Origin of the sequence: Mycobacterium cajalii, assembly GCF_045809005.2 — a bacterium.
In the GTDB taxonomy this organism is placed as follows: domain Bacteria; phylum Actinomycetota; class Actinomycetes; order Mycobacteriales; family Mycobacteriaceae; genus Mycobacterium.
In genome coordinates, this window is record NZ_CM141436.1 from 1,141,236 (window position 1) to 1,161,666 (window position 20,431).

16 protein-coding genes are annotated in these 20,431 nt (G+C 71.9%); 7 read left to right on the top strand and 9 right to left on the bottom strand.

The window, feature by feature from the left end:
- The first annotated feature begins 123 nt into the window (after positions 1–123).
- On the top strand, positions 124–1,701 hold the full coding sequence (gene guaA / locus ACJ512_RS05530) for a glutamine-hydrolyzing GMP synthase (RefSeq protein ID WP_407686612.1): 1,578 nt from the start codon (positions 124–126) through the stop codon (positions 1,699–1,701).
- Here guaA and ACJ512_RS05535 read toward each other — a convergent pair whose 3' ends face one another.
- On the bottom strand, positions 1,702–2,910 hold the full coding sequence (locus ACJ512_RS05535) for a cytochrome P450 (RefSeq protein WP_407686613.1): 1,209 nt from the start codon (positions 2,908–2,910) through the stop codon (positions 1,702–1,704).
- 130 nt (positions 2,911–3,040) lie between these two features.
- On the opposite strand from ACJ512_RS05535, the gene ACJ512_RS05540 reads away from it, so the two are divergent.
- The 4 genes from ACJ512_RS05540 to ACJ512_RS05555 all read left to right on the top strand — a co-directional run bounded on the left by ACJ512_RS05540 (position 3,041) and on the right by ACJ512_RS05555 (position 7,016).
- Complete coding sequence (locus tag ACJ512_RS05540) at positions 3,041–3,637, top strand: TetR family transcriptional regulator (protein ID WP_461479988.1); 597 nt, start codon at positions 3,041–3,043, stop codon at positions 3,635–3,637.
- A 15-nt stretch (positions 3,638–3,652) separates the two neighbouring features.
- Entirely contained in the window at positions 3,653–4,585 is a 933-nt protein-coding gene (locus tag ACJ512_RS05545) for an LLM class flavin-dependent oxidoreductase (protein ID WP_407686615.1), read from the top strand.
- 171 nt (positions 4,586–4,756) lie between these two features.
- Positions 4,757–5,428 carry a hypothetical protein gene (locus tag ACJ512_RS05550; protein WP_407686616.1) on the top strand — a complete coding sequence of 224 codons (672 nt, stop codon included), beginning with the start codon at positions 4,757–4,759 and terminating at the stop codon, positions 5,426–5,428.
- Positions 5,429–5,465: 37 nt separating this feature from the next.
- Entirely contained in the window at positions 5,466–7,016 is a 1,551-nt protein-coding gene (locus tag ACJ512_RS05555; protein ID WP_407686636.1) for a DNA polymerase Y family protein, read from the top strand.
- A 3-nt stretch (positions 7,017–7,019) separates the two neighbouring features.
- Here ACJ512_RS05555 and ACJ512_RS05560 read toward each other — a convergent pair whose 3' ends face one another.
- The 6 genes from ACJ512_RS05560 to ACJ512_RS05585 all read right to left on the bottom strand — a co-directional run bounded on the left by ACJ512_RS05560 (position 7,020) and on the right by ACJ512_RS05585 (position 13,347).
- Positions 7,020–8,198, bottom strand: a complete 1,179-nt coding sequence (locus tag ACJ512_RS05560; protein ID WP_407686617.1) for an alpha-hydroxy-acid oxidizing protein — start codon at positions 8,196–8,198, stop codon at positions 7,020–7,022.
- Positions 8,199–8,289: 91 nt separating this feature from the next.
- Complete coding sequence (locus ACJ512_RS05565; RefSeq protein ID WP_407686618.1) at positions 8,290–8,748, bottom strand: hypothetical protein; 459 nt, start codon at positions 8,746–8,748, stop codon at positions 8,290–8,292.
- A gap of 6 nt (positions 8,749–8,754) precedes the next feature.
- Entirely contained in the window at positions 8,755–9,768 is a 1,014-nt protein-coding gene (locus ACJ512_RS05570) for a nucleoside hydrolase (RefSeq protein WP_407686619.1), read from the bottom strand.
- Between the two features lie 22 nt (positions 9,769–9,790).
- Positions 9,791–10,534, bottom strand: a complete 744-nt coding sequence (locus tag ACJ512_RS05575; RefSeq protein ID WP_407686620.1) for a 2OG-Fe dioxygenase family protein — start codon at positions 10,532–10,534, stop codon at positions 9,791–9,793.
- A gap of 44 nt (positions 10,535–10,578) precedes the next feature.
- On the bottom strand, positions 10,579–12,591 hold the full coding sequence (locus ACJ512_RS05580) for an SDR family oxidoreductase (RefSeq protein ID WP_407686621.1): 2,013 nt from the start codon (positions 12,589–12,591) through the stop codon (positions 10,579–10,581).
- Between the two features lie 51 nt (positions 12,592–12,642).
- Positions 12,643–13,347, bottom strand: a complete 705-nt coding sequence (locus ACJ512_RS05585; RefSeq protein WP_407686622.1) for a histidine phosphatase family protein — start codon at positions 13,345–13,347, stop codon at positions 12,643–12,645.
- A 103-nt stretch (positions 13,348–13,450) separates the two neighbouring features.
- Between ACJ512_RS05585 and ACJ512_RS05590 the strand changes: the two genes are divergently transcribed.
- Positions 13,451–14,320: a MaoC/PaaZ C-terminal domain-containing protein gene (locus tag ACJ512_RS05590; protein WP_407686623.1), complete on the top strand. Its 870-nt coding sequence runs from the start codon at positions 13,451–13,453 to the stop codon at positions 14,318–14,320.
- An 84-nt stretch (positions 14,321–14,404) separates the two neighbouring features.
- Here the strand turns inward: ACJ512_RS05590 and otsB are convergent, their stop codons facing one another.
- Complete coding sequence (otsB, locus tag ACJ512_RS05595; protein WP_407686624.1) at positions 14,405–15,637, bottom strand: trehalose-phosphatase; 1,233 nt, start codon at positions 15,635–15,637, stop codon at positions 14,405–14,407.
- Positions 15,594–16,970: a wax ester/triacylglycerol synthase domain-containing protein gene (locus ACJ512_RS05600; RefSeq protein WP_407686625.1), complete on the bottom strand. Its 1,377-nt coding sequence runs from the start codon at positions 16,968–16,970 to the stop codon at positions 15,594–15,596. The genes otsB and ACJ512_RS05600 overlap by 44 nt, the downstream gene beginning before the upstream one ends.
- Before the next feature lie 162 nt (positions 16,971–17,132).
- On the opposite strand from ACJ512_RS05600, the gene ACJ512_RS05605 reads away from it, so the two are divergent.
- Positions 17,133–20,414 carry an error-prone DNA polymerase gene (locus ACJ512_RS05605; RefSeq protein ID WP_407686626.1) on the top strand — a complete coding sequence of 1,094 codons (3,282 nt, stop codon included), beginning with the start codon at positions 17,133–17,135 and terminating at the stop codon, positions 20,412–20,414.
- Positions 20,415–20,431: the final 17 nt, after the last annotated feature.

Below are 20,431 nucleotides of genomic sequence, written 5' to 3' on the forward strand. Positions count from 1 at the left end.
GGTGACTAGATAGGCCATACCCACTCCACCATGCCGCGCTGCGCGCCGCCAACGCTCATCCCCCGCCCGGCCCGGCACGGTGGCGGACCGGTCGCGGAAGCGGCGCCCTCTAAACTTTGCGGCGTGACGAAAGCTGGTGATCTCGAAGCGGCGGCGCCGCGGCCGGTGCTGGTGGTCGACTTCGGTGCGCAGTACGCGCAGCTGATCGCCCGGCGGGTCCGCGAGGCGCGGGTGTTCTCCGAGGTCGTCCCGCACACCGCCGCGATCGAGGAGATCAAGGCCCGTCAGCCGCTGGCGCTCGTGCTGTCCGGCGGACCGGCCAGCGTCTACAGCGAAGGCGCGCCGCAGATCGACCCCGCGCTGTTCGACCTGGGAATCCCGGTGTTCGGCATCTGCTACGGGTTCCAGGCGATGGCGCAGGCCCTCGGGGGGACCGTCGCCCACACCGGCACCAGCGAGTACGGCCGCACCGAGCTGAAAGTGACCGGCGGGGAACTGCATTCGGGCCTGCCCGCGACCCAGCCGGTGTGGATGAGCCACGGCGACGCGGTCACGGCCGCGCCGGACGGGTTCGAGGTGGTGGCCAGCAGCCCGGGCGCCCCGGTGGCCGCCTTCGAGAACATCGAGCGGCGCCTGGCCGGCGTGCAGTACCACCCGGAGGTGATGCACAGCCCGCACGGGCAGCGGGTGCTCAGCCGGTTTTTGCACGACTTCGCCGGGGTGGGCGCGGACTGGACGCCCGCCAACATCGCCAGTGCGCTGGTCGAGCAGGTGCGCGCGCAGATCGGTGAGGGCCGGGCGATCTGCGGGCTGTCGGGCGGCGTCGATTCCGCGGTGGCCGCCGCGCTCGTGCAGCGCGCCATCGGCGACCGGTTGACCTGTGTGTTCGTCGACCACGGGCTGCTGCGCGCCGGCGAGCGCGCCCAGGTGCAGCGCGATTTCGTGGCCGCCACCGGTGCCAACCTGGTCACGGTCGACGCGGCGGACACGTTCCTGACCGCGCTGGCCGGTGTGCACAATCCCGAGGGCAAACGCAAGATCATCGGCCGCCAGTTCATCCGGGCGTTCGAGGGCGCGGTGCGGGACATCGTGGGCGACAGCGGTTCTGACGTCGAGTTCCTGGTGCAGGGCACGCTGTATCCGGACGTGGTGGAATCCGGCGGGGGCAGCGGCACCGCGAACATCAAGAGCCACCACAACGTCGGCGGCCTGCCCGACGACCTGAAGTTCACGCTCGTCGAGCCGCTGCGGCTGCTGTTCAAGGACGAGGTCCGTGCGGTCGGGCGGGAACTCGGCCTGCCAGAGGAAATTGTTGCGCGCCAACCCTTTCCGGGGCCCGGGCTGGGCATCCGGATCGTCGGCGAGGTCACCGCGCAGCGGCTGGACACGCTGCGGCGCGCCGACTCGATCGCGCGCGAGGAGCTGACCGCGGCAGGCCTGGACAACCAGATCTGGCAGTGCCCGGTGGTGCTGTTGGGCGACGTCCGCTCGGTCGGGGTGCAGGGCGACAACCGCACCTACGGGCACCCGATCGTGCTGCGGCCGGTGTCCAGCGAGGACGCGATGACCGCCGACTGGACGCGGGTGCCCTACGAGGTGCTGGAGCGCATCTCGACCCGCATCACCAACGAGGTGGCCGAGGTCAACCGCGTGGTGCTCGACATCACCAGCAAACCGCCCGGCACCATCGAGTGGGAGTAGTCAGGGCACCAGGGCCGGCATCCGGTCCCAGCCGCGCACGGCCGCCGTCGAGACGAGCGTGGCGTCGCTGAGGTCGAGCTCCCACTCGGGGAAGCGCCGCAGTATCTCGTCGAGCGCGATGCGGCCCTCCAGCCGGGCCAGCGCCGACCCCAGGCAGTAATGCGCCCCGACCCCGAACCCCAGGTGGGCCCGGGGCTCGCGGTGAATGTCGAACACGTCGCCGTCGGGCGGGAACTGGCGATGGTCGCGGTTGGCCGCCCCGGTCAGCAGCAGCATCGCGGCGCCCGCGGGCACCGTCTGCCCGTAATACTCGACGTCGCGGGTGACGTAGCGCCCGACGTTCTGCGCCGGCGGCTCGTAGCGCAGCAGCTCCTCGATCGCCTGCGGCACCAGCGAGCGGTCGTCGGCCAGCCGGCGCCGCTGGTCGGGATGGTCGGCCAGCACCTTGCCCGCCCACCCGATCAGCCGCGTCGTGGTCTCGTTGCCCGCGGTCGCCACGACGTTGAGGTACATGAGCAGTTCGTCGCGGGTGAGCCTGCGACGCACCCCGTGCTCGTCGGTGAACTCGACCGTGAGCAGGTCGGTCATGATGTCGTCGGACGGGTGCTCGGCGCGCCAGTCGAGGTATTCGGCGAAGATCTGTCCGGCGTCGAGGCCGTCGGTGGCCATCCGCATCGGCTTGCCGGCGTCGGTCTTCATCGTCGCGTTGCCGTGGTCGCGGATGGCCTCCTGGTCGGCTTCGGGGATGCCGAGCAGCATGCCGATGACCTTCATCGGCATCTGGGCGCCGAGGTCGGCGACGAAGTCGAACCGGCCCGTCCCGACCAGCGGGTCGAGGCACTGCGCGCAGAAGCCGCGGACCTTGTCTTCCAGTTCGGCGATCTTGCGCGGGGTGAACATCCGGGCCACCAGCTTGCGGTGGATGTCGTGGATGGGCGGGTCCTCGAACACCAGCGTGCCCGGGGGGATCTCGATTCCCGATTTGATCAGCTCGAGTATCACGCCGCGCGCCGAGGAGAACGTGGCGTGGTCCACCAGCGCCTTGTTGACGTCGTCGAAGCGGGTCAGCGCGTAGAAGTCGTACCGCTCGTTGTAGTACAGCGGCGCCTCCTCGCGCAGGCGCCGCAGCGCGGGATAGGGATCGCTGTTCAACTGCTGGTCGTAGGGGTCGTAGTAGACGTCCACGGGGTCGGCAACCGGAGAGCTCACACTGACAACTGTCAGTGGTGGGCGTGCGAATGTCAATGCCGGATCCGGCTGTCGACCAAGGAGTTCGATGCCAAGTGCTATTGACGAGTGTCAATACGTGGATTAGTAATGGAGGGTGGCGGAAGTCGGGGTGCGCAGGCCGAGCGGCTCGGATCGGCAGCGGCGCCAGACCCGCCAGCGGATCTTCCGGGCGGCCATCGCCGAGTTCAAGCGCACCGGCATGGCCGACGCGGACATCGGCGCCATCGTCGCCGCCGCGGGCGTGGCGCGCGGCACCTTCTACTTCCACTTCCCCAGCAAGGAGCATGTGCTGCTCGAGCTCGAGCGGCGCGAGGAGAAGCGCATCGCGGGCGAGCTGACCCGGTTCGCCGCGGGCTCGCCCCCGCTGCCCGACATACTGGGCGAGGTGGTCCGGGTGGTCGTCGCCGCCGAGCGGAGGTTGGGCACCGTACTGTTCAAAGACGTTCTCGCCGTGCATTTCTCGCCGATGCGGCCGGCCGAAGACGAGTGGACCGACCACGAGATCATCGTCGTGCTCGTCGGGCAGATCGAGGCGGCCCGGGCATCCGGCGCCGTCGACGCGTCGGTCGATGCCACACTGTCGGCGATGTACTTCCTGCTGGGTCTGTACGCGCTGCTGACCACCACGCAGCGCTCGACCGCGCTGCGCACGTTCATGCTCGACAACTTCGTCGCGCAGGTGTGGCGCGGCATGGAGGCCCGGTGATGGAAGAGTGAACCCATGACCGCACTCGACATCGGTGTCTATCTGCCGCAGATGGGCTTCACGTATTCCGACGTGCTGCACCGCGCGCTGCGCTGCGAGGAACTCGGCATCGGCTCGGTGTGGCTGTACGACCACATGTACGGGCCCGGCGCGCCGACCATCCCGTCGCTGGAGGCCTGGACGCTGGCGACTGCGCTGCTGGCCCGCACCGAACGGCTCCGCGTCGGACACATGGTGCTGTGCAACCAGTTCCGCCACCCCGCGGTGCTGGCCAAGATGGCGACCACGCTCGACCAGATCTCGGGCGGCCGGCTCGAACTGGGCCTGGGCAGCGGTTCCATCGCCGACGAACATCAGCGACTGGGCCTGCCGTGGGGCACCTTCCGCGAGCGTTCCGCGCGGTTCGGCGAGGCGCTCGAGATCCTCACGCAGGCGTTCGCCGGGGAGCGGGTCGACTTCGCGGGCAGGTACTACACCGTCGACGACATGCCGATCGTCCCCGGGGCGGTGCAGCGGCCGCGCCCGCCGATCGTCGTCGGCGGAGTGGGGGAGAGGTTCACGCTGCCGCTGGTCGCCCGGTACGCCGACGTGTGGAACGTTCCCACCTATGCGCTGGGCGAGCTGGAGCGCAAGCGCGACGTGCTGCGCGCCTGCTGCGCCGACATCGGCCGCGACCCGGACGGCATCGTCTTGTCGGTCGAGGCCGTCATGGCGCTCGCGCCCGACGACGACGCGTTGCCCGGGGTGCGTGCGGTGGCCGAAAAGCGTTTCGGTGCTCCGGCTTTCGGCCTGCACGAGGGCGGCCTGATCGGCACCGCGCCGCAGATCGTGCACCGCATCCAGGAGCTGGAGGCGCTGGGCTTCGGACAGATCGTGCTGTTCACCCACGATCGCGGCAGCGACCCGACGCTGGAACTGCTGGCGTCGCGGGTGATCGGCGCGCTCTGACCGGGCCGGCCGCCGAGACGTCGTCAAAACGCTGCTCAAAAGCACCATCAGCCACATCGGCACCGAGCGCATAAAGCCGCCTCTCACGTTGCTTGACGGTTGGCTTGACGGCGTTCAAGGGCGGGTGTTTACTCGCGATGTCGAACATACTTTCGAATATAGGGAACGGGTATGACAGCGGCTTTCGCCTCCGATCGGCTCCGGGAAAACCGCGCCGAACAGCTCGAATCGCTTCGCCGGCGGATGGCCGTGTTGTCCGGGAAGGCGTCCGCGAGAACCGGCGCCGACGACCCGCTGCCGGAATCGGAAGCCCGGCTGGCGCTCCCGCAGTGGCTGGCGGATGCGCTGCCGACGTCGCTGCCGCGGGGGACGGTGGCGGTGCTGTCGGGGGCGCGGTCGTTGCTGCTGGGCGTGGTGGCCGCGGTCACGGCGGCCGGGGGCAACGTGGCGATCGTCGGCCAGCCCGACATCGGGCTGCTGGCCGCCGTGGAGATGGGCGCGGACCTGAGCCGGATCGCGGTGATACCCGACCCGGGGACCGATCCGGTGGAGGTGGCAGCCGTGCTCGTCGACGGCATGGACCTGGTGGTGCTCGGCCTGGGCGGCCGACGGGTGCCGCAGACGCGGGCGCGGGCGGTGGTGGCGCGCGCCCGCAACAGGGGGTGCACCCTGCTGGTCACCGACGGCGAGTGGCAGGGGGCGCCGACCCGGCTGGCGGCCCGGGTCTGCGGTTACGAGCTGACGGCCGGGGGCCGGCCCGGATTCGGGCGCATCGGCAGGGTGCGGCTGCAGGTCGGCGGGGTCTGTGCGGGCCGGACGGTCGGCCGGGCGCGGACGGGGTGAACCGGTGAGTTCTTCCCGGGTGCTGGCGATCTGGTGCATGGACTGGCCCGCGGTCGCGGCGGCGGTGGCGGCGGACCTGTCCGCGACGGCCCCGGTCGCGGTCACCCTGGCCAACCGGGTGATCGCCTGCTCGGCGGCCGCCCGCGCAGCGGGGGTGCGGCGGGGGCTGCGCCGCCGGGAGGCGGCGGCCCGCTGCCCGCAGCTGCACGTGGCGACCGCCGACGCCGACCGCGACGCCCGTCTCTTCGAGGCGGTGATCGCGGCGGTGGACGATCTGGTGCCCCGCGCCGAGGTGCTGCGCCCCGGGCTGCTGGTGCTGCCGGTGCGCGGGGCCGCCCGCTACTTCGGGTCCGAGCAACGGGCCGCCGAACGGCTGATCGACGCGGTGGCCGTGTCCGGCGCCGAGTGTCAGGTCGGGGTCGCCGACCAGCTGTCCACCGCGGTCTTCGCCGCGCGTGCGGGCCGGATCGTCCAACCCGGCGGCGACGCAAAATTCCTGTCGGCGCTGTCGATCCGTCAGCTGGCCACCGAGCCGAGCCTGGCCGGGCCGGGCCGGGAGGAGTTGGCGGACCTGTTGTGGCGGATGGGGATTCGCACCATCGGACAGTTCGCCGCGCTGCCCCGCCCCGACGTGGCCTCCCGGTTCGGCGCCGACGGCGTCACCGCGCACCGGTTCGCCCGGGGCGAGCCCGAGCGGGGGCCGTCCGGGCGGGAGCCGCCGCCGGAGCTCGAGGCCGTGCTGGACTGCGATCCGCCGATCGACCGGGTCGATGCAGCGGCGTTCGCCGGGCGTTCGCTGGCCGGCACGCTGCACCGGGCGCTGATGGCCGCCGGGGTGGGGTGCACCCGGCTGGCCATCCATGCCGTCACCGAGGTCGGCGAGGAGCGCAGCCGGGTCTGGCGGTGCGCCGAGCCGTTGACCGAGGACGCCACCGCCGACCGGGTGCGCTGGCAGCTGGACGGGTGGCTGAGCGCCCGGAATGCCCGGGCCCGCCCGACGGCACCGGTGACGCTGCTGCGGCTGCGAGCCGTGGAGGTGGTATCCGCCGAGGCGCTGCAATTGCCGTTGTGGGGTGGCCTGGGCGAGGAGGACCGGCTGCGGGCCCGCCGGGCACTGGTGCGGGTGCAGGGCCTGCTGGGTCCGGAGGCGGTGCGGGTGCCGGTGCTGTCGGGCGGGCGCGGGCCGGCCGAACGCATCACGTTGATCCCGCTGGGCGACGAACCGGCACCGCGGGCCGACCCCGGCCTGCCGTGGCCCGGCCGGCTGCCCGAGCCGTCGCCGTCGGTGCTGCTCGACGAACCGGTGGAACTGCTGGACAGCCAAGGGAATCCGGTGCGGGTGACCGGCCGGGGGCTGTTCTCCACCGATCCGGCGCGGATGACCGGCGGTGGCGTCCACGGCGCCGACGAGCGGCTGTGCTGGTGGGCCGGCCCGTGGCCGGTCGACGAGCGGTGGTGGGACCCGGACCGGGGCCCCGCGGGGGCGGGGAACCGCACCGCGCGCGCGCAGGTGCTGCTGGAAAACGAGCGGGCGCTGCTGCTGTGCTATCGCCGCCGGCGCTGGTACCTCGAGGGGAGCTACGAATGACAGCTACGAATAACGTTGTGCGTCAACGTAGTCGACGCGGCGCAACGCCTCGGGGGTCAGGTCCTTCAGGGAGGGATAGCCGTCGACGGCCATGATCAGATCCGCCTCGGCCACCAGGGAGCGCAGCACGTGCACCACCCCGTCGACACCGCCGAGCGCCAGGGCGTAGGCGTAGGGGCGGCCGATCCCCACCGCGGCCGCCCCCATCGCGACGGCCTTGATGATGTCGTCGCCGCCGCGGATCCCGGAGTCGAACAGCACCGGCAGCCCGTCTGCGGCCTCCACCACCTCCGGCAGGACGTCCAACGTGGGCAGCCCACCGTTGGCCTGGCGGCCACCGTGATTGGAACAGTAAATGCCGTCGACGCCAATGTCTTTGGCGCGGCGCGCGTCGTCGGGGTGGCAGATGCCCTTGACCATCAGCGGCAGCTTGGTCTCCGAGCGCAGCCACTCCAGGTCGTCCCACCGGAACGGGCCACCGAAGATCGGCAACTTGCGCACCGCAGCCTCGTTGGCGTCCTCGCCGGGCTTCAGGCCGGCGCGGAACACCGGGTCGCTGGTGTAGTTGGCCAGACACCCGCTGGGCACCTGCGGGTAGTTCCCGCCGGCCAGGTCGCGCGGGCGCCACCCGGTGACCCAGGTGTCCAGGGTGACGGCGATGCCCTTGAAGCCGCACGCCTCGGCGCGGTGCACCAGGCTGGCCGCCATCTCCCGGTCCGGCGGGGTGTACAGCTGGAAGAACGCGGGCGTGTCACCGAGCGCGGCGGCCACGTCCTCCATCGGGTCCGCCGTGAGCGTCCCCACGAAGAACGGGATGCCGGTGCGGACCGAGGCCCGCGCACACGCCAAATCGCCGTGGCCGTCCTGGGCGCACACCCCGATCACCCCGATCGGCGCCATGAACACCGGGGCCGGGAACCTCACCCCGAACAACTCGATCGACATGTCGCGCTCGGCGGGGGCGATGCCCATGCGCGGATACAGGCCCCAGCGCTTGAACGCCTCGCAGTTGATGCGCTGGGTGTGCTCGTCTCCGGCGCCCCCGGCCACATAGCCCCGCACCTTCGGCGTCATCGCGACTTTCGCTTGCGCCTCCAGCTCGTCGAACCTGATCGGGTACTGCGGCTGATGACCGTGCAGCGACTGGTTGTACAACTCGGTCTGGTAATCGGCAAAGGCCATGTTGATGGCAGTACCCTACGGCCGATTCCCCAAACTGCGGTTTGCCGGAACGCTACACACCACACCGGCGGACGCGGCTTCGCGGCCGGGGCTACCCCTGTTCGGCGCGGACCCGCCGCGCCTGCGCCATCAGCCCCCGGCCGCCCGGCAGAGCCCCGATGACGTTGCGGGCCAACCGGTCCCGGAGGCCGCTGGTCGAGGTCTTGGCCTCGCCGGTGTGCAGGTGCCGCAGACCCAGCCCCGCCCACGCGGCGGCGACGACGCCGTCGGTCACGCCCGCCCGGGCCCGCCGCCGGTCGACGCCGGCCAGGCCGAACGCCGTCATCGAGTGCACGGTGTCGACCCAGACGCCGGCCGCCAGCACCTCGGGGGTGGGGTTGATGCCCGACAACAGCGCCTGGGTGAGATGACGCGCCCCCAGGATGCGGGCGACGACGAGCGACGGGCGGTCGACGTGCACGCCGTGCACCCGGGTGAGTACGACACCGGGAGCCGCCAGCAGCGCGACGCCCCATCCCGCGCGAACGATCTCGATGCGGCGAACCTTCATGGTTGCTCAGGCTAGCCGACGCGCGAACGTCCCCACCCGGTCGATGAACCGGTCGAAGAACGCCGCCGGGTCGACCTCAACGCCGATGAGCGCATTGGGTTCTCGTCGCCCCGACCAGTCGGTCACCGTCATGCCGCGGGTGTGTGCGCCCGTGAGCTCGACGTCCACCGTCGCCGGGCGCACGGTGACGAGCCCGGGTTCCAGCGCCGCCGCGGCGGCCAGCGGGTCGTGCAGATGGGCCTCGAACCCGTGCCCGTTGTCGTGGTAGGCCTCCAGGTAGAACCGCATCGCGTCCTCGATCACCCGGATCAACGGGTTGGACGCCGTCGAGCGGGTGCCGCGTTCGTCGCTCGCGCTCACCGGCGTGGTCGTCGACCCCGCGGCGGCCGCGAGCCTGGCGAGGTGGTCGGGCGTCATCGCGACGGTGCGGGTCAGGTCCAGCCCGCACAGGACCGGCGGCTGTGCCCGCCCGGCGCTGAACGCCGCGAGCACCTCGGCGGCGGCCTCGGGGTCCACGCTCATGTTCCATTCCGCCACCGGCGTGACGTTGCCGCGGTGGTCGTAGGAACCGCCCATGATCACCAGCCGGCGCAGCAGCGTCGGCAGCGCGGGCTCGGCGCGCAGCGCCAGCGCCAGGTTCGTCAACGGGCCGGTCGCCACGCCGATCAGCTCACCGGGGAAGGCGCGGGCCGCGCGCACCCAGGCCGTCGCGGAGTCGTGGCCGGTGAGCTCGAGGCTGCTCGGCGGCAGGTCGGCGTACCCCAGCCCGCGGGGGCCGTGCACCTGCGAGGGCAGGCGCAGCGGTCCGGTCAGGGTGTCGCCGGGTCCCTTGGAGACCGGCACCCCGCTGATCCGGCACAGCTCGAGCAGGCCCAGGTTGTTCTCGCAAACCTGTTCCACTCCAACGTTTCCGCCGGTCGAGGCGATGCCGACCAGGTTGGCGCCGGGGCTGCCCAGCAGGTACAGCAACGCCAGCGCGTCGTCGACACCGGTGTCGACGTCGACGAATACCGGGGTCACCGCCGCAAGACTACCGGGGCGCTCACGGCCACCGGGAGGCCAAGGTGACCACCAGGACGTCGCGCTGCGCCGGCGCGCGCGGATCCAGCGGCCGGATCGGTGACACGCCGTGCAGGGTGCGCCGGTCGTCGCCCAGCAGTAACTCACCGGGCTCGGTCAGCGTCGCCGTCAGCAGGGGGCGGCCGGCGTCGTCGCACACGGTGCTCTCCCCGCCGACGGCGTTGCGCCGCCCGACGAAAAGCGCGCTGACCAGGGTCACCCCGTCGCGGTGGATGCCCTCCGGCGTGGGCAGGCCGTCACCGCCGGCGGCGGAGCGGACCCGGAAGGGGTGCACCTTGACGTTCCATTCGGCCACGTCGTCCAACACGGTCGCGACCCGGCCCAGCAGCTTGATCAGCCGGTGCAGCAGCGGATCCCGGGCGAACGCGTCGGTCAGCGGCGCGAAGTCCCGGTCCTGGCCGACGTAGAGCGGATTCGAGTCGTCGGGCTGGGCGAACGTGCGGTCCGGCATCCGGTGCACCGACCCGTCGTGCAGCAGGAACTGGCCGTAGCGGCGCAGCCGCCGCACGCCCAGGGCCTCGGCGTAGGGGTCCGGCGCCAGGTCCTCCCAGTGCCGGCCGAACCTCGCCCACACCTGGGGACCGGCCCGCAGGTTGCGGGTCACATCGCCGCAGGGCATCACGAACGCGCCGGAGGTGGTGAGCGATCGCACGGCGGCGGCCACCGGGTCGGCGTCGGTCCGCTCGTCGCACACAATCGGAGCCATGGGGCCGGAATACCGCAATCGCCTGCGGCTAAACGGAAACCGGCCTACCAGTGCACCCCGGGCACCAAACGCACCAGACGCTTGACCGGCCGGGGGGTGCGCAGGCCCCGGGTGACGGCGCGAGCGGGGCGCCGGGGCCGGCGTTCGGGCGGCCGGGCCGGGGCCGGGGCGGTGGGCAGCCCGCGCGCCGCCGCCGAATCGGGGTAGCCCAGGTACAGCTGGTGCAGGATGCGCCGCGAGAGCCGCGGCGCGAAGTAGTGGCCGGCCTCGGCGAGCGTGCCCAGCGGGGGATCGATGCGCGCCGGCTTGTCGACGAGACCGCGCACCACCATCGCGGCCGCGCGCTCGGGGCTGATCGCCGGCACCGGGTTGAGCCGGTGCGACGGCGCGATCATGGGCGTGGCGACCAGCGGCATGTGGATGTTGGTGAACGTGACGTGGTCCGACAGCGTCTCGGAGGCGACGACGTCGGCGAACGCGTCCAGCGCCGCCTTCGTCGGCAGATACGAGCTGTACTTGGGGTTGCGGGCCTGCACGCCGGCGCTGGAGACGTTGACGACGTGGCCGAACCGGCGTTCGCGCCAGTGCGGCAGCAGCGCCAGCACCATGCGCACCGCGCCGAAGTAGTTGACCGCCATCACCCGCTCGTAGTCGTGCAGCCGGTCGGTCGAGTTGACCACCGAGCGGCGGATCGAGCGGCCGGCGTTGTTCACCAGGTAGTCGACGTGGTCGAAGCGGCCCAGGATGTCTTTGACGGTGTGCTCCACCGACGCGGAATCGGTGACGTCGCAGGGGAAGGCGTGGGCGTCGCCGCCCTCGGCGCGGATCTGGGCGACCAGCTCGTCGAGCGCGTCGCCGTTGCGGGCCAGCGCGAACACCGTCGCACCGCGCCGCGCGACGGCGACGGCCGACGCCCGCCCGATGCCGCTGGATGCCCCGGTGATGATGACGTGGCGGCCGTGCAGCGGTCCTCTCGGGTCGTCGCGGCGGGCGCGGTCGGGATCGAGGTGTTCGGCCCAGTACCGCCACAGCTGCGGCGCGTAGGAGGCGAACTCGGGCACTTCGATGTCGGGGCTTCCGGTGCCCCGCAAGGCTTCCCGGGTCCGCTCGCTGACGAAGGTGGGCTTGAGGTCGACCACGTCGAAGATCTCGGCCGGAATCCCGAGCTGGGTGGCCGCCATGTCGCGCAACACCCGGGCGCGTCCGCGCACCCTCAGCAGCGGCGCGGCCACCGAGCCGGGCAGCGACCCGCGCGCCGGCGGCAGCCCCGCCGCCTTCGCCACGCCCCGGTAGATGCCTTGCAGGCCAATGGTTTTCGGAGCGGTCAAATGGAACGTCTGCCCATCGCGACCTTCGGCGTGCAGGAGCGTGACCAGCGCGTCGGCGACGTAGTCGACCGGGACGACGTTGGTGCGCCCGGTGTCGGGCAGCAGCATGGGGGTCAGCTTGGGCAATACAGCCAGCTTGGCCAGCACGCCGAAGAAGTAGTAGGGCCCGTCGACTTTGTCCATCTCGCCGGTGCGCGAGTCGCCCACCACCACCGCCGGGCGGTAGATGCGGTGGCGCAGCCCGGGCGCCGAGCGCACCAGCGACTCGGCCTCGAACTTGGTCCGGTGGTAGGCGGTCGGCAGCCGCTGGCCCACGTCGAAGTCGTCCTCGGTGTACTCGCCGCGGAAGTCGCCCGCCACGGCGATCGACGACACGTGGTGCAGGGTGGCGTCCAGCCGCAGCGCCAGCTCGATCACCGCGCGGGTGCCCTCGACGTTGGTGGCGCGTTGCGCGGCGTCGTCGGCGGTGATGTCGTAGACGGCCGCGCAGTGCACGACGTGGTCGATCTCGCCGAGATCGTCGAGGGTCTGCTCGGTCAGCGCCAGGTCGGGCAGCTCGCCGACCAGCGGCCGGGCCCGTTCACCCCACTCGGCGGCCAGGCGTTCGAAGCGGCCGAGCGACCCGCGGCGGACCAGCACCCAGACCTGGGCGTCGGGCCGGGTGTCGAGGAGGCGATCCACGACGCGGCGACCGATGAACCCGGTACCGCCGGTAACGACATACCGCATGCAGCCATCGTGCGGGTCGGCGCCGCACACGTCAACCGGTGCGGGCGTGAATCAGTTGGCGAAGCTGCGGATGCCGTCCCAGTCGACCAGCGTCCAGCCCGTGACCGGGTTGCCGGTGAGCACCACGCGGCCGGTGTTGGGCAGGGGATGGTTGGTCAGCAGGCTGTCCTTGCCGTTCTTGGCGTTCATCAGCGTCCACACCATGATCGCCGTCCCCTGGCTGAAGACGACGGGCTTGGCGTGGCCGTCGTCGTAGACCTTGCGGACGGCGGCGGTGAACCGGGAGTTGAAATCGGTGCCGCTGGTCGCCCCGGGGACGCTGTCCTGCCGGTCGCCGTTGAGCCAGTCCGCCGGGGCCAGCAGGTACGTGGAGGCGGCCATGGTCTCGGGTTTGCCGTTGTACCAGCCGGCGTTGATCGGCCGCAGCCCGTCGAGGACCTCGACGTGCTTGCCCATCTCACCGGCCAGCGGCCCGGCGGTCTGCTGGGCGTCGGCCATGTCGGAGGCGTAGACGGCGTCGAAGTCGTGATGGGCGTGCGCCACCTGCTGGGCCTGGCCCTTGCCGTCGGCGCTCAGGCCGGGGCCCGGGATCGAGGTGTCGATGACGCCGTCGGCGTCGGCCTGGGACTGGGCGTTGCGGATGAACGTCAGCGTGATGCTGCGGGCCTGCGGTGATCCACCGCCGCAGGCGCCGACGACGACCGCCGCGGCCAGCACCGAGACTGCCTTGAGTGCGTTCCCCATGCGCGTGGACATGGCGATAGCCTGCCCTGCCGACGGCCCCGGTGGGAAGGGTTTGCGATGGTTGGTACGAAATAGGTGCGCAAAGCTTCGATTCCGGCGAGAAGGAGACTTCCTCATGGCGATTGACCCCAGTGCCGTCGGCGCGGTGAGCGAACCGATGGAGTTCGCATGGACCGACCGGGACACGATGCTGTATGCGCTCGGCGTCGGCGCCGGCCTCGACGACCTGTCGTTCACCACCGAGAACAGCCACGACATCGCCCAGCAGGTGCTGCCCACCTACGCGGTCATCTGCTCACCGGCCTTCGCGGCGGCGGGCAAGATCGGAACGTTCAACCACGCCCTGCTGCTGCACGGGTCGCAGGGCATTCGCCTGCACGCGCCCCTGCCGCCCGCGGGCAAGCTGTCGGTGGTCTCCGAGGTCGCCGACATCCAGGACAAGGGCGAGGGCAAGAACGCCATCATCGTGCTGCGCGGCCGAGGCACGGACCCCGCGTCGGGCGAGCTGATCGCCGAGACGCTGACCACGCTGGTCATCCGCCAGTCGGGCGGGTTCGGCGGGCAGCCCGGTCAGCGGCCGGTCGCCCCGGAGATCCCCGGCCGCGAGCCCGACGCGCGCATCGCGCTGCCCACCCGCGAGGACCAGGCGCTGATCTACCGGCTCTCCGGGGACCGCAACCCGCTGCACAGCGACCCGTGGTTCGCCAAGGAGCTGGCCGGGTTCCCCAAGCCGATCCTGCACGGCCTGTGCAGCTACGGGGTGGCCGGTCGCGCGCTGGTCGCCGAGCTCGGCAAGGGCGTGGCCGCCAACATCACCGCGATCGACGCGCGGTTCACCTCGCCGGTGTTCCCGGGCGAGACGCTGACCACGCTGATCTGGCGCACCGAACCGGGCAAGGCGGTGTTCCGCACCGAGGTGTCGGCGCCGGACGGTTCCGACGTCCGGGTGGCGCTGGACGACGGCGCGGTGGAGTACGCGGCTTAGGGCGCCGTCCCACCGGCGCCGGTGCTGCCTGGACCGAGCGTCGGCCGACGGTGCGGCTCGCTGTGCGCGGGGAACCTCCGCGGGTCAGTTCACGCGATCGTCGGTCAACCGGCGCGCCAGTCGCTCGGTGAACTCGCTCACCTGGGCGGGGTTGTCCAGCCCGAACAGCGCGGCGGTGGCGCGATCGCCGTCCTCGTCATGTCGCACGAGGATGGGCACGCCGCCGTCGCGCACCGCGTCGAACGCATCCTCGTCGGTGATGTCGTCGCCGAGGTAGATCGGCGTCAACGCGTCCGGACCGGCCCGGTGCAGGTGTTCGAGCACCCAGCGCAGCGTCTTGCCCTTGTCCCAGTCGATGTCCGGGCGCAACTCGATGACCTCGCGGCCGGTGGTCACCCGCAGCGCGCTGTGCCGGCCGGCCGCGCGGACCGCCGCGGTCACCTCGCCGACGCGGTCACGCGCGGCGTTGCGGTAGTGCACGGCGACGCCGAACCTCTTGTGCTCCACCACGACTCCGGGAATCGACCCGAGCCGCTCGCGCAGCTCGCCGGCCGCGCGCTCCAGCACGGGGATGGCCGCGGCCGCGGCGTCGTTCTGGTGGTGTGTCCCGTCCGGTGCGGTGAGTTCGAACCCGTGGCTACCGGCATACCAGATTCCGGGCACGCCGAGCCGTCGCGTCACGTCGGCCAGGTCGCGTCCGGACAGCACGGCGACCGGGCACTGCGCGGCCAACTTCTGCAGCGCCGCCGTCGCACCCGCGACGGGCCGGGCCGCGTCCGGGTCGTCGACGATGTCCGACAGTGTGCCGTCGAAGTCGTAGAAGACCGCCGGGTTCGACGGCGGGTCCAGGGCCTGCGCCGCGTCGGGAAGCTGCGACATCCGGCGGTCCCCGGTGCGCACCGTGACCTCACCCACCTCGGCCACCACCGCGTCGGCGCCGGCCTCGTCCAGCGCGTCGCGGCGCCCCGCCCGGTCTTCGCCCCCGACCACGCCGACCACCAACGCGAAACCGCCCTCGCGCGCGGTCGTGACCCCGGCGACGTCGCTCGCGACGACGACGCAGCGGCCCGGCCGCACCCGCAGGCGCTCGGCCGCCGCGGCCGGGTCGTCGGCGCGGGCGGCGAACAGGTCCGCCGGTGCGTCGCGGCGGTCGTCGGCGGCGAAGACGGCGATGCCGAGTCCGACGTCGCGCAACCGGCGCACCACGGTCACCGCGGATTCCAGCGCATTGCCCCCGGCGTCGGTCACCGCGTCGAGGTCGAACAGCACGGCGTCATGGCGGCGTGGGTCGATGACGACAGGCTCCGGCTTGCGCACCACCCCACCTTCTCACGGTGGCCGGTGTTAGCGGGGCCGGGCCGGTGCGGCGCTTGCGCGGGCGACCGTCGGCGAACAGCAACACCGAGTCCTGGCTGAGCGCCACCAGTCGCGCCATGCCGAGTTCGATCCCGGCGGCGAGCCGCTTGACGTCGGGGGCGGCGTGGTAGTCGGCGGTGATGCCGAAGACGAGCTCGTCGCCGTAGCCGAGTACCGCGACACCGGTGCTCAGCCGCGCGGCGGTCGGGGGGATCGGCAGCAGGCGCTCCATCGTCTGGCCCATCAGCCGCAACTGGCGCCGCGGACCGGGGAGGCTGGTCGCCAGCGTCACCAGATCGCCCTGCGGGAGCCGGTCCATGAGTTGGAAGAGATTGCCCCGCAACATTGTTGGCAGGCGTTTCAGTGCCGATTCGACGATGCCGGCACCGGGCTGCCCGGCCTTCCGCCGGTTGTGCACGGTGCGCAGGCGCCGCACCGGGTCGTCGTGGTCGACCGGCAGGTAGGGCGGCACGGCCGCCCGGATCGGCGCCGGCACCACGGTGGTCAGCGAGTCGGCCCGCGGCTGTTGGCCGCGCTGCAGCAGTACCGTGCGGAAGCCCTCGGTGATGGCCGCGAGCGCGACGTCGTCGGCGGTCACCCCGAACTTGCGGCAGACCCGGTCGACGTCGGCGATCGGCACCCGCACCGTGCGGTACCGGCGCATGGTGGATGCGTCGGCCGGCGGTGTCCGCAGCGCGGGCAAGACCGCGCCCACCAGGGTGTCCGCGACGGTCCCGGCGACGGACGAAGCCCGCCACAGCGCGTGCGGCCACCCGCTCCGGGCCGGCTGCGGTGGTGAAACTGGCGTTGCCCCAACTGGTTTGGGGAACCCCGCCGGGTCGGTGTCGTCGCAGAGCCGGGTCAGGATGCGGGCTGGGGAGTCGTCCGCGGCCAGGCAGTGGTGAACCTTCATCAGGATCGCCCACTTCTTGCCCCGCAAACCCTCGATGACCCAGCACTCCCAGGGCGGCCGGTCCGGGTCGAGGGGACGTTCGAGGGCGAAGGCGACGGCGGCCGACAGTTCGGCGTCGCCGCCCGGGCGGCAGATCGCCACGCGGCGTAGGTGGTGGGCGAGGTCGAATCGCGGATGGTCGACCCACTCGGGGCCGTGGGGTCCGATCCGCAGTACCTGGGTGCAGTGCGGCAGCGATTGAACACGTTGCACCAGAAGACTTTCCAGTTGCGCACGGTCGGGGACGCCGGCGACGACGGCGACCGCGCCGAGCGCCAGGCCGGCATGCCGGTCCGCGGAAGCCCGCAGGAACGACGTGTCCGGTGCCTTCAGCTGCGCCATGCTCGGTTCCCGCCGTCCATTTTTCTCGCCCTGTACCAGTATCGGGTCCGGGCGTCGCCGCACGATAGGCCCGCGGCGTTAAGAACGTGTTGTGCAGTTGAAGAAGTGATTAACAACCCACCTGCCCAGTTTTTCGAACATACTTTCGATACACTGATGCGCGTGGGCTGGGGTAACGGGCCGCCGAGCTGGGCGGAGATGGAGCGGGTGCTCGACAGCAAACCGCGCCACGGCGGTGCGCCGTCGCAGCCCGATCAGGAGGGCCCCCTGTCGCGCCATCGCGCGGCCTACCGCCCGCCCGATGGCGGCCGGCGGGCCCGCTCGCCGGTCCCGTACGCAGAGCTGCACGCGCATTCGGCGTTCAGTTTTCTCGACGGCGCCGGCACGCCCGAGGAACTGGTCGAGGAGGCGGCCCGGCTGGGCCTGCGCGCCTTGGCGCTCACCGACCACGACGGTTTGTACGGGGCGGTGCGGTTCGCCGAAGCCGCCGCCGAACTCGACATGCGCACCGTGTTCGGGGCCGAGCTGTCTTTGGGGCCGGGGGCTCGCACCGAGGCCCCGGACCCGCCCGGCCCGCACCTGCTGGTGCTGGCCCGCGGCCCGGAAGGCTACCGGCGGCTGTCACGGCAGCTGGCCGCCGCGCACCTGGCCGGCGGGGAGAAGGGCAAGCCCCGCTACGACTACGACGCGCTGACGCGGGCCGCCGGCGGGCACTGGCACATCCTGACCGGATGCCGAAAAAGCCATGTGCGCCAAGCCCTTTCCTCGGGCGGCCCGGATGCCGCCGAGCGGGCGCTGGCCGACCTGGTGGACCGGTTCGGGGCGGACCGGGTGAGCGTCGAGCTGACCCATCACGGCCACCCGCTCGACGACGAACGCAACGCCGCGCTGGCTGGGCTGGCACCGCGCTTCGGCGTGGGGGTCGTCGCCACCACCGGGGCGCATTTCGCCCAGCCGTCGCGCGGCCGGCTGGCCATGGCGATGGGGGCGATCCGGGCCCGGCAGTCCCTGGACTCGGCGGCGGGCTGGCTGGCCCCGCTGGGCGGTGCGCACCTGCGCTCCGGCGAGGAGATGGCCCGGCTGTTCGCGTGGCATCCCGGCGCGGTGACCGCCGCCGCCGAGCTCGGCGAGCGGTGCGCGTTCGGGCTGGCGCTGATCGCCCCGCAGCTGCCGCCGTTCGAGGTTCCCGACGGGCACACCGAGGACAGCTGGCTGCGGCACCTGACGATGACGGGTGCACGTGACCGTTACGGCCTCCCCGAGGCCGCTCCCCGCGCGTACGCCCAGATCGAACACGAGCTGAAAGTCATTGCCCAGCTGACGTTCCCGGGCTACTTCCTGGTGGTGCACGACATCGCCCGGTTCTGCCGTGCCAACAACATCCTGTGCCAGGGCCGGGGCTCGGCGGCCAATTCCGCGGTCTGTTATGCGCTGGGCGTCACCGCGGTGGACCCGGTGGCCAACGAGTTGTTGTTCGAGCGCTTCCTGTCGCCGGCGCGCGACGGGCCGCCCGACATCGACATGGACATCGAGTCGGATGAGCGCGAGAAGGTCATCCAGTACGTCTACGACCGCTACGGCCGCGACTACGCCGCCCAGGTCGCCAACGTGATCACCTACCGCGGCCGGATCGCGGTGCGCGACATGGCCCGCGCGCTGGGCTTCTCCCAGGGCCAGCAGGACGCGTGGAGCAAGCAGATCGGCCACTGGAACGGGCTCGCGGACTCACCCGACACCGAGGGCATCCCGCCGCAGGTGATCGACCTGGCGCAACAGATCCGCAACCTGCCGCGACACCTGGGCATCCACTCCGGCGGAATGGTGATCTGCGACCGCCCGATCGCCGACGTGTGCCCGGTGGAGTGGGCACGCATGGCGGGGCGAAGCGTCCTGCAGTGGGACAAGGACGACTGCGCGGCAATCGGTTTGGTGAAGTTCGACCTGCTCGGGCTGGGCATGCTGAGCGCGTTGCACTACGCCATCGACCTGGTGGCCGAGCACAAGGGCATCGAGGTGGACCTGGCCCGGCTGGACCTGTCGGAACCGGCGGTGTACGAGATGCTGGCGCGCGCCGATTCGGTCGGCGTGTTCCAGGTGGAGTCGCGCGCGCAGATGGCCACGCTGCCGCGGCTGAAGCCGCGGATCTTCTACGACCTGGTGGTGGAGGTCGCGCTGATCCGTCCCGGCCCCATCCAGGGCGGGTCGGTGCACCCCTACATCCGGCGGCGCAATGGCGCCGATCCGGTCACCTACGACCACCCGTCGATGGAGCGGGCGTTGCGAAAGACGCTGGGGGTGCCGCTTTTTCAGGAGCAGCTGATGCAGCTCGCGGTCGACTGCGCCGGCTTTTCGGCCGCCGAGGCCGACCAGTTGCGCCGTGCGATGGGCTCCAAGCGCTCGACCGAGCGCATGCGGCGGCTGCGCGACCGCTTCTACGACGGCATGCGCGCGCTGCACGGCGCCTCGGACGAGGTGATCGACCGGATCTACGAAAAGCTGGAGGCCTTCGCCAATTTCGGCTTTCCGGAGAGCCATGCGCTGTCCTTCGCGTCGCTGGTGTTCTACTCGTCGTGGTTCAAGCTGCACCACCCGGCGGCGTTCTGCGCGGCGCTGCTGCGCGCCCAGCCGATGGGTTTCTACTCGCCGCAGTCGCTGGTGGCCGACGCGCGCCGGCACGGCGTGACCGTGCACGGCCCGTGCGTCAACGCCAGCCTGGCGCACGCCACTTTGGAGAACGCCGGCACCGAGGTCCGCCTTGGGTTGGGCGCCGTCCGGCACGTCGGCGACGACCTCGCCGAGCGGCTGGTGGGGGAGCGAAAAGCCAACGGCCCGTTCGCCTCCCTGCTGGACCTGACGACCCGGCTGCCGCTGAGCGTGCCGCAGACCGAGGCGCTGGCGACGGCCGGGGCTTTTGCCTGCTTCGGTATGTCGCGGCGCGAGGGCCTGTGGGCAGCCGGGGCCGCGGCCACCCAGCGGCCGGACCGGTTGCCCGGGGTGGGGTCGAGCTCGCACGTCCCGGCGCTGCCGGGGATGAGCGAGCTGGAGCTGGCCGCGGCCGACGTGTGGGCGACCGGCGTCTCCTGCGACAGCTACCCGACGCAGTTCCTGCGGGAAGACCTGGACGCGCTGGGCGTGCTGCCGGCCGCAAAGCTGCTGGACGTGCCCGACGGCGACCGGGTGCTGATCGCCGGCGCGGTGACCCACCGGCAGCGCCCCGGCACCGCCCAGGGGGTGACATTTCTCAACCTCGAGGACGAGACCGGGATGGTCAACGTGCTGTGCACGCCGGGGGTGTGGGCGCGGCACCGCAAGCTGGCCAACACCGCGCCGGCGCTGCTGGTGCGCGGGCAGGTGCAAAACGCCAGCGGCGCGGTCACCGTCGTCGCCGAGCGGCTGGGCCGCATCACCCTGGCCGTCGGCTCGAGGTCCCGCGACTTCCGCTAGACCCCGCGGCCTCACCT